Origin of the sequence: Oceanispirochaeta sp., assembly GCF_027859075.1 — a bacterium.
Lineage (GTDB): Bacteria > Spirochaetota > Spirochaetia > DSM-2461 > DSM-2461 > Oceanispirochaeta.
In genome coordinates this window covers 1-11,758 of sequence record NZ_JAQIBL010000223.1, presented here as the reverse complement: position 1 = coordinate 11,758, position 11,758 = coordinate 1, and the positions used below count along the sequence as shown (strand labels likewise).

Here is an 11,758-nt window from a genome sequence, read left to right as displayed (position 1 = left end):
GGCTACGCTATACCCACTGGGGACTGATAGATAATTTCAATAAAGCTGTAGAAGGAAATGAAGAATTGCTCTGTGACGGGATAGAAGGACGGAAATCCTCGGTCATTCTTGATCATCTGGCGAACTGTATCGACGGGGAAGGGTTGAAAAAGGTCAGCTACAGCTGAATTAATAGGAGCCGATTCTGCATAGGGGTGTATCCTTTATAAAAGAAAGCTGTTTTTCCCGGGGACTAGTCACAGATTCCATCCAGGACGATCCTTAATGGTGGATGAGAAAGATCTATAATGGATTGTTTAATCCAGATATGGCTTGATTATTACCCTTTTCAGCTATTACAAAGTGGATCTATTATTATTTATCTAATACAAATAAGGAGTATTCTAATGAAAAAGTTAATGATTCTATTATTGACTATCCTGTTCTCTGTTTCTGCATTTGCCGGTGGCCAGCAGGACGCTGATCCCGCTGCTGCGGTTGAACAATCATCCGAACCAATTACACTGCGTTTTGGTGCTGTAAATCCTATGAACCATCCTTTCCTGCAGGGAGCACAGTTTTTTGCAGATGAAGTTAATAAGAATTCAGGTGGTAGAATTACTATTGATCTTTATCCCTCCAGCCAGCTGGGTGGAATAAGTGAAATGGTTCAATCTGTACAGGTTGGAGCTCTGGACTTTACCATGTCCAAACCTGGAACTATTGCTGATATGGGCGTTAAGGATGTTTATGTCTATGAACTTCCCTATGTGTTTAGGGATGAAGACCACCTTAACAAAGTTATGACGGGCGAAGTAGGAGAGAGAATCCTTGCCAAGGTTCAGGCCGGTGGAACTAAACTGGTTTCTCTGGCTTACCATTCCGACGGTGCCAGAAGTTTTTTTACAACAGAAAAACCTGTTAGAAGCCTGGCTGACATGAAAGGTCTGAAGGTAAGAGTTCAGAACATCCAGATGTTTGTTGATCTCATGGAAGCCTTTGGTGCTTCTGCCACACCTATTGCCTACAGCGAACTGTATTCAGCTCTCCAGACTGGTGTTGTTGATGCTGGTGAAAACCCCGTTGCCGGTTACTACACAAACAACTTTTTTGAAGTAGCTCCCAACTTTACCTTTGATACACATACAATGGCACCCACTATCATTCATATGTCTGAAATCTCCTGGAACAAACTGAGTCCTGCAGATCAGAAGATTATCAAAGATGCTGCTGTGGCCAGTACAGGTTTTGTTAAGGAATTTGTAGCCAGGAAAAACCAAGAGTACATTGCAGACATGGAGTCTAAAGGCGCTAAGTTTTACGAACTGAGTGATAAAGATGCATGGATTGAAGCAGCTACTCCCGTATTCTTAAAATATGGTGCTGGTCTGACTGATCTGATCAAAGATATTCAGGCTGTAAAGTAATTTCATAAACTGAATGACAAGATTTTACCGGCCGGAGCTGCGGCTCTGAGCCGGTTTTTTTTAGGGAGAACAAAATGACAACCAACAGTAAACTGCCCAGCAGTCTGATGAAGACAATGGAGAGAATGTATGAGTCGATTAATGCTGTCTGCAGTGGCTTGATGATAATGCAGATAATTGTTATTACGATCGTCGTTTTCGGGCGTTTTGTCCTGAATAAAAGCCCCGCCTGGGGAGAGGGGATTTCTCTTCTCTGTATGGTCTGGTTTTCAATGCTCAGCATTGCAATTGGAATCAGGAATGAAAATCATATTCGTATCACTGTGCTGGATCAGTATCTTCCCCCTAAGTGGAAAAACGGTATTGCTATTTTTAATGACCTGATTATTATCGCCTTTGCAATTTTTCTCTGTGTGGAAGGATTCAAAGTTGTCGAAATGAATAAAAACTGGGTGGACTCAGCCATCGGAATTTCAAGAAGCTGGCTGTACCTCTCTGTCCCAGTAGGGGGTATTCTGCTCGCTGCCATGCTCAGCTTAAAATTGATATTTGAAATTTCCACTGGAATTTCTCCTAAGGAGGCTAGAAATGCCTGATCCTAATATTGCAATTGCCATATTACTGGGAAGCTTTGTGCTCATGATGGTTATTGGTCAGAGAATTGCCCTGGCAATGGGAATCTCAGCGGTTCTGACAACAATGTATCTCCAGATGCCTGTTCAGATGATTGCCATCAATCTGGTAAAGGGTGTCCATGTCTTTGTCCTTCAGGCGGTACCATTTTTTGTTATTGCCGGTGCCCTTATGGGAGAAGGAGGAATCTCCAACAGACTCATCGGTCTTTCCAAGGCACTTATCGGATGGATGAGAGGCGGATTGGCTATGGTGAATATCCTGGCCAGTATGTTTTTTGGTGGAATTTCAGGATCTGCCACAGCTGATACATCTTCCATCGGTTCTATTATGATTCCTATGATGAAAAAAGACGGCTATGACGGTGAGTTTGCCACGACTGTTACCATGGCAAGCTCTATACAGGGGCTGCTTGTTCCTCCCAGTCATAACTTTGTCATATTTGCCATGGCTGCCGGAGGAGTGAGTATCGGGAAGCTCTTTATGGGAGGTCTGGTTCCGGGAATATTCCTGGGGATAGCCCTTATGGTCTACTGTTATTTTATCAGCGTTCTCCGGAAGTATCCCAAGGGCGAGAAGTTTGATCTGAGATTTGCCTTGAAATCAACATATGACTCTTCATGGGGTCTTCTGACGGTTCTCATCGTTGTCGTCGGAGTTGTCGGTGGAATCGTTACAGCAACAGAAGCCGCGGCAATTGCCGTCATCTGGTCATTCTTCGTCACATTTGTGATATACAGGGAAATCCCTTTAAGATCATTTTTCAAGATCCTTCGGACCTCTCTGGAAACCTTGTCCATTGTAATGATATTGATTGCTTCAGCTGGTGCTTTTGGCTGGCTTGTTGCTTTTCTGAAGATTCCGGCACTATTTGCCAGTGGAATTATGGCCTTAACCAGTAGCAAGTTTGTTATTTTGATACTGATCAATTTTCTGCTTCTCTTTCTGGGAACATTGACAGGGATGTCGGCTCTCATTGTTATTATGACCCCCATCCTCCTGCCCATCGTTTTGGAACTGGGAATGGATCCTGTACATTTTGGAGTTGTCATGATTCTGAATCTGGGAATTGGTTTGATTACTCCACCTGTTGGAGGTGTACTGTTTATCGGCAGTGCTATTTCCCGCATCTCCATTGAGAAATTGTCAAAAGCGATGATTCCTTTTTATCTTGTTATGGTTAGTGTTCTTCTGGCTATCACTTATATTCCGCAGATCGTCATGACTCTGCCAAATCTCTTTTATAAATAAAGTTACCGGTTTTCCCGGGGATAAGGGTTTTCCCGTATCCCCGGAGATTTTGCGTATGATATATTAGGAGATCCAATGTCAATACGAGTCAAGTTAATCATGTTGGTTTTAATAACATCTCTAACAGGTGTTGCATCTTTATTTCTCAATCACCTCTTATTGATGCCTGTTGAACGGATTAAGGACGAACAGTCATTATTGGAAAATCTCAACTATAGATTAATTGATTATATCGGTCAGGTTAACCTTTTGGATAGTGCTCTTTTTCGTGAACAAAAGGAACAGGTTGAAGAGAAAAAAAAGGACTTAGATGAAGCCTTTTCAGATGTTTCTGATCTGGAATTCCTTCCTTCTATTAATAGCTCTATTGTTTTGACTATTGAGATCATTGTGCTCTATGCCTCTACTCTAGCCCAATCTCAGGATAAACTGGATGAGAGAATAATCAATGTAGTCAATGTAGCAGATAAGTTTATTGGTCAGGAGAAACCATTTACTCTTCAGGTATTAGCCTGGTCAATGGAAGGAGACGGCAGTCAACGGGATATTGAAATCAAAGATGCTGTTTTTTATATTCAGAGCATTACAACATCTTTGAATAAGAATATCGAATTAACTCTTGAAAACCTGGAGACACAGTACAATACAATAGATGAGGAGATTAGAAAGTATGAAAAGCGGGCAACCCGTATCGTTGCACTTGTCCTCATCGCTATAATTCTTATTCCTATGCTTATCGCCCTGTTCTTTGCAAATATTTTGGCTAATCGAATAAGTAAAATCGAGATCGGAATATCCAAAATGAAAGAAGGAGATCTTGCCGATCGCATCCAAGTCCAAACGAGGGATGAAATGGGACGGTTAAGTCAAAATGTGAACGCTTTTACCGATGCTCTCGGTCTTTCCATTCTAAAAATAAAAGAGACTTCGGGAATCAATCTCAGCCTTAAATTAAAGTTGATAAACAGTGTCAATATGGTTTCAAAAACGACGGAGAAAGTGAGCGAATCTGCTCATTCAATTTCTGAAAGTATGACTTCCCTAGATGCTACAGTAGGGATTTCAAATCATGCTGTAGATACGGTAAAAGAACAACTGAATCAACTGGAAGATACCCTCGGTGATCAGATTACAATGATTGAGGAAACTACGGCTTCCATAACTCAAATGATATCATCTGTATCCAGCGTCACAGATATAACGGCTAAAAAGAAAGCTTCTTTGAATAGTCTGGTTGAATTATCCAACGAGGGTGGTTCAAAGTTGAAAAAAACAAATAATGTCATCTCCCTGGTTCATGGCAGTATTGAAGAAATTCAGGACATTACCGGACTAATTGCTGATATTGCTTCAAGAACAAATCTTCTAGCAATGAATGCAGCAATTGAAGCAGCCCATGCAGGAGAAAGAGGTAAGGGATTTGCTGTTGTAGCAGATGAAATTCGTAAATTGGCAGAAGCAACCTCAAACAATTCTAAAAGAATCGATGGGGAAATGAATGGAATAATCAGAAATATAGAGGAAGCTACTGAATCAGGCAGAAAAACAGGTGAAGTTTTTCATCTTATTGATAACGAAGTAAGCCAGGTTTTTGCCTCATTTGATGAAATTGCAGGAAGTATGATCGAACTTAGTACCGGGGGTAGACAAATCTTAGAAGCTATGGTCCGGCTTAATGAGATTTCATCCCAGGTCAGGGAAAGCGATGATTCTATGAGAGAGGTTACCATGGAAAATCAAAGGGCAATAAAGAGTGTAGAAGAAATCTCGAAGGAGACAACCGAAAGGATAAAAGTTATTACCGGTGCTGTGAACGATTTAATTAGAGAAATGCTGGTTGTTAAAAACTTAACCGAAGAGACCGATGCGATATCCAAGGCATTGGAAGAAGAAATGACTCATTTCAAAACTGGAGAAGACCAAGAGGAACAGGTAAGCAAGGCACCCGAAATATGAGAGTTTTGTTTGTGGGTTACCCCGTTCTGAGCGGGATAGGTCCTGGTCAGAAAAGAACAACGGCTGGGCATACAAACAGGGTTTTTGGCATAACAGCTTTCAAAGCTGATCCCGTTATTGACCAATTTATTTATGAAACAGTATTTTTACAATGGAGAATTATTCTCTTAGCATGTATAATATTCCAAAATGGAAGCAATTATATCGATTACTGGAAATACCTTGGTCTGGATTCACTTTACCGGAAAATATTATCAGATGGCTGTAAATCACAATGGTAATGTATAAATTCATGTTCCACAATGGCATTTAAAATAAAGATACGATCAATCAAAAATCAATTTCTCTTGTAATATCTTCTCTTATTTTTTACTTTTTTTGTAGGATACGGAGCGTCTTTCGGGGCTTATGTCCTGGTCATCAAGGAGTACAGGGTCATGATGGAACGCCATTCCCTTATGGCCAGGCTACCCATTGAGCTCGGCCATATGATCGATGAGTTCGAATCTTATATCCTCCAGAGGGATCCCTCAATAATAGAGCGATACGAACAAGGATTCGAGCGGGTGAAGGAGCTTTTGAAGGCTGAACACTTTTACGCTATTACTCCTCCGGGCACTCCAGCTTATTCCACATACAGGCGCAGTCTACTGGGCATGATGGAATATTATGACAATTCCGCCCGTACCATAATGAGCCTTGAAAAATTCGACGATGCGACCTTTCAGGAGATGAGTTATTTAAAGACCCAGGCTGTCTATATTGTAGTCAGGGCTCAGGAACTAGTTGTGGCTTATCTGGATGCCTCAAATGAGGCTCATGAGTCCTTTTTATTGAAATGGCAACGGACACAGGGGCTGCTTTTCGCAGTTCTGGCGATCCTGCTGCTTCTCGACATTGGAACAGTCCTATTTTTTATCAGGGATCTGTCATCCCATCTTTATTCTGTGGAAAATGCAGCAAGGGAACTCTCTCTTAAAAACTGGTTGATTCCAGATTTAAAAGAAACCCGTTACAGCGAGCTGAAATCTGTTGGAGATGCTTTCAATGACATGAAGAAGAATATCATCGGGTTCATTGAAGACATTGAGCATAATGCCCAATTGGATTCTCTCCTGAACAAGGAAAAACTGGCTGCTTCCGAAAGGGAAAAGACACTCAGGGAAACCCAACTCCGGGCACTGCAGCTGCAGATCAATCCTCACTTTCTGTTCAATACCCTGAATATGGTAGGGCGGAGCGCCATGTTTATGGATTCTGATGTGACAGTGTCACTTGTGGAATCTATTTCGAGTATTCTCCGCTACAGTCTGGATAATGAAGGAAAAGAGGTCTTCTTCAGCAAAGAGCTGAGCGTCCTGAAAGCCTATATCCTGATTCAGGAAGTTCGTCATGGAGACAGAATCCGTTTTCTCCTTGATATTGATGAGGCAGGACAGGATGTTTCGGTTCCTCCCATGATCTTACAGCCCCTTGTCGAAAATTCCATTACTCACGGATTAAAGAATGTCACTGAAGATGGTTTAATCCAAGTCTCCACGGTGATGCAGGAAGGATTCCTGAATATTGAAGTCCGGGATAACGGATGCGGCATTTCAGAAGAATCCCTGGAGAATCTCTGGAGTAGAAGAGGAGATGAATCCCGTAAAGGAATCGGTGTCACCAATGTCCGGGACAGACTGGAACTGTCATTTTCCGAGCGTGCCGGCTTTACTATTAGCAATGCCCAGGAGGGAGGAACCATTGTGAGTCTCACGATTCCCTGCAAAGAGCGGCTGGCATGATACGCTTGATCATAGCAGAGGATGAGGCTCTTGAAAGAAAGGCACTCCGCAGTTTTGTGGAAGCTGAGTTCTCTAAATCCATAGAGGTCATTGCCGAATGCGCTACAGGTCGTACTTTTTTCGAGACCGCTCTCGAGTTGAACCCTGACCTGATGCTGGTAGATATCGAAATGCCCGAAATGTCGGGACTGGAGGCTCTGAATCTTCTCCGGGAGAATGGTCTCTCCGGGGAAGCCTTGATTTTAACAGCCTATAGTGAGTTTGATTATGCCAGACTGGCCGTTAAATATCAGGCCGCTGATTACCTTCTCAAACCGGTTTCACGAAGAGACTTTTCCGAATCCATCAGAAATAGCATGGAGAGGATCGATAAAAAAAAGCAGACTGCCCCTGGCCGGAATCAACAGTCCCAGGAACGGGAACTTATCTGGCGTCTCCGGCATCCGGGACCGGAATTCAGGACCAATCTGGAAGAGTTATCAGCAATCCTTAAAATGAAAACCACACCCTTCTATTTTCTTTCCCTGCCCCTTGCCGGCAGAAGCGGCAGACCATTGTTACTCTCCCTGAAAACGCGGTTTGACGCTATGGGCTATGATTGTTATGGAGCCTGTATTTCCGGTGCGGCAGATCTCATTCTACAGAGCCGGAAAGGAGATATCAATCCTGAGAAGATCATGAAAACTCTTACCAATAAAATCAAGAATAGAGTTGTTGTTTCAGAACCTCTTCTATTAGGACCGATCACTGATTTTAGAGATTTAGTACGTGAAATTGCCGAGAAATCGGTCCTGAAACAGGACTCTGCCTGGGTTTCAGACTCTCTGAGCCGTGTCAGTCAGGAACGTTCCCTGGGGGATGATCTGGTTGAGGGGCGGCTTCATCTGATTCAAGGTAAGCTGACGAATCTTTTTCAATATAAAAAAGCTGTAAAAAGTCTGGGAGAAGCAATAAGCTATGCATTGGAGCTTTTAACGATCATTGACAGACGTCTGATTTCTCTTTTTGCAACGCGGTTTCAATCTTTGAATCCTGACTTTCTCACTCTTCAGTTAAAAAATGCACATAAAATAGGAGAGGTTATAGAAATTCTGGAAACACTCCTCTGTGATGTGTCCAGGAATATCAGACAGACACACCGGACACGGGAGCAGCGTTTAGTCGAGGATATCAGGACATTTCTGGAAGAACACAGCGGAGATCCTCCGTCAATGCAGGAGGTTTCTGATCATTTGAAAAGGAGCCCCAGTTACATCAGCCGTTGTTTCAGGCAGGTGACGGGAATGAGCTACAAGGAATTTCAAATCATGCATAGAATGGAAATGGCAAAAGAACTCCTTTTGACTCCGGGGGTGACTGTTGCCGAAGTTGCTACTGCTACAGGTTTTATTGATCCCAACTATTTCAGCAAAGCCTTTAAGAGGGAAACCGGTTTATCCCCACGAGCCTATGCCGATGGCGAATCGTATAAATAATCACTGTATTGTTAATGGTTTCCTATCGGGGCAACAGGCTATGATAAGCGAATGAATATTGCCATATACTTTCTACCGGTGGGTGCTGCTTTTATTATGTCCATGGGCATGATGATGGCCAAGTCTGTTCTGAAACAGACCAATTCGATCACTTTTATGTTTTTCAGATCCTTTGCCGGTCTTGCTGTTGCTCTGGGATTCATCCCTTTTGTCTCTCTTTCCGGGGTACCGCTCTCATCACTCCTTCTCTTGCTGTTATCAGTCATTCTGGGACCCTTCTCAATGAATCTTCTCTTTTTTAATGGTGTTGAACGGGGAGATATTGGTGCTCAGAATGCTCTGCTTCAGGTTACTCCTGCCTTTGTAGTATTATCGGACCTTCTTATCCTTTCACACCGTCCCGGAATTCTCTCCTGGGCAGGATTGGGGCTTATTGTTTTTGCGGTACTTATTCTGGCGGGATTTGTATTTCGTGGTGACTCATCACCGGGTACAACCCCGCTGTCCGTATTCTTCGGAGTCTCTTCTGCGGCTGTGAACGGGTTAAACCTGGTCATCCTATCCATTATTTTGCCTGACCTGGGGCGTCCTGCTCTGTTGATTGCTCAGAATCTTGCCAATGCTATTCTGGCGGCCTTTTTGTTTTTCAGGTTGGGAGGATTTTCCACTCTCAAGTCGAAGGAAGGGTGGGGGAGAATTATATTCCTGTCTCTGCTCAACGGAATACTCATTCGTGTTGTCTATTTCAATTTCAGACTGATTTCTCTGGAGAGACTGGGTCCTGTAGTCACATCTGCTCTTTTATTAACACAGGTTCTTTTTACATTAATCCTTTCAGCATTTATCCTGAAGGAAAAGACTACTGGACCCAAAATCATGGGGGGCTTTCTCATCATCCTGGGAGCCCTCGCTGTGACATGGGGCAGCTTCTGATTGTATCTCTGTTTCAGGATTTCCCCTGAGAACCATAACCACCTGATGGAGGAGGCCAGTGGCCACCTCTCTGGTTGTAGAGGCTGTAATCCGGAGAAGCACAATAATCTTTGTCCGGTAGCCCCTTTAATATGCCATTCTGGATCCAGTTTATATCATCTTTATAGAGTCGGGACATCAGTTCTTTCTGCAGTTCATTCTGTTTTTCAGCATGAGACGGATTTTGTGACAGATTATGAAGTTCGGTCGGATCTTCCTGTAAATCAAAGAGCTGGCTGTAATTCCCCAGAGGATAATAGATCAGTTTGTATCGACCATCATGGATCATGCGGCTGGCCGTATCTCCTTCTCCAATCTCTCCGTACAAATAAGATCTTTTTTCATTGCTCACAGCACTCAAACCTTCTACAGATTCGGGGATTTTCAGACCGCAGATATCCAGCAGGGTGGGCATGATATCTGCCAGGCAGACCAGTCTATTGTCTATCTGTCCCCTCAGTTTCTCAACAGGTTTTCCTGAAATCAGACAGGGGATATTGGCTGATCCTTCGTAAAAGACTCTTTTAGCCAGCATATTGTGGTTAAAGAGCATGTCTCCATGGTCACTGATAAACATAATGACTGTGTTATCAAGGAGGCTCATCTCCCGGAGGGTTCCAATTACCAGGCGGATTTGATGATCTATGTGAGTACAGAGACCGTAAAAAGCCCTGAGAGCGTCAGTTTTTTCTTTCTGCGAGTAGTGGTCAGTTTTATCCCTGAGAGCTTTCAAGGCATAACAATTGTCCCCCTCCCAGTCTCCTGTTAGAGCTTTGGGAATATCTTCCTTGCTGTAAAGGTCAAAATAATGCTGCAGGGGTACCAGAGGAGGATGAGGGGCGGGGTAGGAGAGGTAGTAAAACCCCGGTTTATCGGGATCCTTTCTTTTAATAACTTTGATCATTTCCCGGGTGATCCAGTTTGTCTGATGAGTTTCTTCAGGGAGATGCCAGGGGCGGCTCTGATAGTTATTATTGCCCATCCCATGCATGAATTCCTGGCCTGTATATCCCTGTTCTCCCAGCCATATCTGATAATCATCCATCACACCGAAGTCGTAACGGGCCTCTTCTGTTATGAGAGCATCATCAAATCCTATACGGTTCCGCTGAGGATATACATGGAGTTTTCCAACAGCATATGTCTGATATCCGTTCATTCCGAATGTTTCTGCCAATGTGGGTAAATCAGGCATTTTCATGGTGTCCGAATAGACCCTGTCTCCATGTGTCCGGGGAGTGGTTCCTGTCATCAGACTGCGCCGGGCGGGAATGCAGACCGGGCATTCCGAATAGGCATTCTGAAATCTTATTCCGTCTCTGGCTAATGAGTTTAATGTGGGAGTCAGTATAGATGGGTGACCGGCGGCGCCTATAAGAGAAGCGGACCAGTGATCCGTATTAATAAGTAGAACATTGGGTTTCTGGGACATGAATATTCCTTTGCGTATCGTGTTGTCTTATATTACACTTTTTCTGGATGATCCTGTAGGGTAATATTCAGCTGGTATAGGTAATTTTTCTATCAAAATACAAAAGTTGAGAAAACTCACATCTTCACAGCGGCAAATTCCCTGTTTAAAATGTTTACAGGTGGAGAAGATGAAGCTCAACATACTGTGAGTTTTATTCGTCGGGCCAGAATACCTCGTAGCTCTGCTGCGGGGGTCTTTATCCCGGGTTCAATGTCGACTCTCTCGGTCATAATGGGGCATTGCCTCAGATTCTGATTAAAAGCGGTATTTCAGGTTATGTTTTCATGCGTCCCGATGGGAAAGAGAAAAGTGAGTTGAAGGACGATCTCTTTCTGTGGACTTCTGCCGATGGAAGCTCCCTTGCAGCCTACAGGATTCCGACTCTTTACGGCCATCTATGGGAAGCACCTGAAAAAGGAAATATGGAAAAACAGAAAATCCAAAGATCTCTGGAGATCGCCGGAGAAACAGGACAGCCTGTGATGAATCTTTAAGGGGTGGGGAATCACGGAGGCGGACCGACTATCGCCAATTTAAATATGATAGGTCAGGAAATGGATTCTCTGAGGCAATCCCGGCTACGGCACACCGCTGGTTGTTTTTAATCCCCATTCATGGGATGCCACTCTGCCCTGCAGAGCACAATACACAATGGGTCAAATGAGATACTGTTCAGTTTTTCAGGCCCCTGTCCCGGCATTGGGCTATAAAATCTTCTGGATTTACAAGGGGAGTGAAGATTTGATTTCCTCCGGTAATTTCACGAAAATCTATGAGATGGAAAATGATTATGTTAAAAATAGTTTT

9 protein-coding genes and 1 pseudogene are annotated in these 11,758 nt (G+C 43.4%); 8 read left to right on the top strand and 2 right to left on the bottom strand.

From position 1 onward, the window contains the following. The first annotated feature begins 386 nt into the window (after nt 1–386). The 4 genes from PF479_RS12520 (at nt 387) to PF479_RS12505 (ending at nt 5,246) form a co-directional block, all read left to right on the top strand. Nucleotides 387–1,406, top strand: coding sequence for a TRAP transporter substrate-binding protein (locus PF479_RS12520; RefSeq protein WP_298007076.1), 1,020 nt, complete (start codon nt 387–389; stop codon nt 1,404–1,406). 74 nt (nt 1,407–1,480) lie between these two features. Continuing rightward, the gene (locus PF479_RS12515) at nt 1,481–2,002 is read left to right on the top strand and encodes a TRAP transporter small permease (RefSeq protein WP_298007073.1); all 522 of its coding nucleotides are present in this window, start codon (nt 1,481–1,483) and stop codon (nt 2,000–2,002) included. After that, complete coding sequence (locus tag PF479_RS12510) at nt 1,995–3,290, top strand: TRAP transporter large permease (protein WP_298007070.1); 1,296 nt, start codon at nt 1,995–1,997, stop codon at nt 3,288–3,290. Before PF479_RS12515 ends, PF479_RS12510 begins: the two co-directional genes overlap by 8 nt. Before the next feature lie 75 nt (nt 3,291–3,365). Further along, nucleotides 3,366–5,246, top strand: coding sequence for a methyl-accepting chemotaxis protein (locus PF479_RS12505; protein WP_298007067.1), 1,881 nt, complete (start codon nt 3,366–3,368; stop codon nt 5,244–5,246). Here PF479_RS12505 and PF479_RS20820 read toward each other — a convergent pair. Continuing rightward, the gene (locus tag PF479_RS20820; RefSeq protein WP_367277236.1) at nt 5,189–5,371 is read right to left on the bottom strand and encodes a hypothetical protein; all 183 of its coding nucleotides are present in this window, start codon (nt 5,369–5,371) and stop codon (nt 5,189–5,191) included. The two genes, PF479_RS12505 and PF479_RS20820, sit on opposite strands and share 58 nt — an antisense overlap. A 312-nt stretch (nt 5,372–5,683) precedes the next feature. On the opposite strand from PF479_RS20820, the gene PF479_RS12495 reads away from it, so the two are divergent. The 3 genes from PF479_RS12495 to PF479_RS12485 are packed head-to-tail and all read left to right on the top strand — an operon-like array spanning nt 5,684 to nt 9,438. Further along, nucleotides 5,684–7,030: a sensor histidine kinase gene (locus PF479_RS12495; RefSeq protein ID WP_298007061.1), complete on the top strand. Its 1,347-nt coding sequence runs from the start codon at nt 5,684–5,686 to the stop codon at nt 7,028–7,030. Continuing rightward, on the top strand, nt 7,027–8,505 hold the full coding sequence (locus PF479_RS12490; protein WP_298007059.1) for a helix-turn-helix domain-containing protein: 1,479 nt from the start codon (nt 7,027–7,029) through the stop codon (nt 8,503–8,505). The genes PF479_RS12495 and PF479_RS12490 overlap by 4 nt, the downstream gene beginning before the upstream one ends. A gap of 51 nt (nt 8,506–8,556) precedes the next feature. Then, on the top strand, nt 8,557–9,438 hold the full coding sequence (locus PF479_RS12485) for a DMT family transporter (RefSeq protein ID WP_298007057.1): 882 nt from the start codon (nt 8,557–8,559) through the stop codon (nt 9,436–9,438). A 13-nt stretch (nt 9,439–9,451) separates the two neighbouring features. Here the strand turns inward: PF479_RS12485 and PF479_RS12480 are convergent, their stop codons facing one another. After that, nucleotides 9,452–10,909, bottom strand: coding sequence for a sulfatase-like hydrolase/transferase (locus PF479_RS12480; protein WP_298007054.1), 1,458 nt, complete (start codon nt 10,907–10,909; stop codon nt 9,452–9,454). Nucleotides 10,910–11,169: 260 nt separating this feature from the next. Between PF479_RS12480 and PF479_RS12475 the strand changes: the two are divergent. Then, nucleotides 11,170–11,445, top strand: a pseudogene (locus tag PF479_RS12475) (hypothetical protein); the annotation flags it as partial. Nucleotides 11,446–11,758 lie beyond the last annotated feature (313 nt).

Coding starts and splice junctions, on each gene's coding strand:
- PF479_RS12505 (WP_298007067.1), top strand. CDS start 3,366: ATGTCAATACGAGTCAAGTTAATCATGTTGGTTTTAATAACATCTCTA.
- PF479_RS12495 (WP_298007061.1), top strand. CDS start 5,684: ATGATGGAACGCCATTCCCTTATGGCCAGGCTACCCATTGAGCTCGGC.
- PF479_RS12490 (WP_298007059.1), top strand. CDS start 7,027: ATGATACGCTTGATCATAGCAGAGGATGAGGCTCTTGAAAGAAAGGCA.
- PF479_RS12520 (WP_298007076.1), top strand. CDS start 387: ATGAAAAAGTTAATGATTCTATTATTGACTATCCTGTTCTCTGTTTCT.
- PF479_RS12515 (WP_298007073.1), top strand. CDS start 1,481: ATGACAACCAACAGTAAACTGCCCAGCAGTCTGATGAAGACAATGGAG.
- PF479_RS12480 (WP_298007054.1), bottom strand. CDS start 10,909: ATGTCCCAGAAACCCAATGTTCTACTTATTAATACGGATCACTGGTCC.
- PF479_RS12485 (WP_298007057.1), top strand. CDS start 8,557: ATGAATATTGCCATATACTTTCTACCGGTGGGTGCTGCTTTTATTATG.
- PF479_RS12510 (WP_298007070.1), top strand. CDS start 1,995: ATGCCTGATCCTAATATTGCAATTGCCATATTACTGGGAAGCTTTGTG.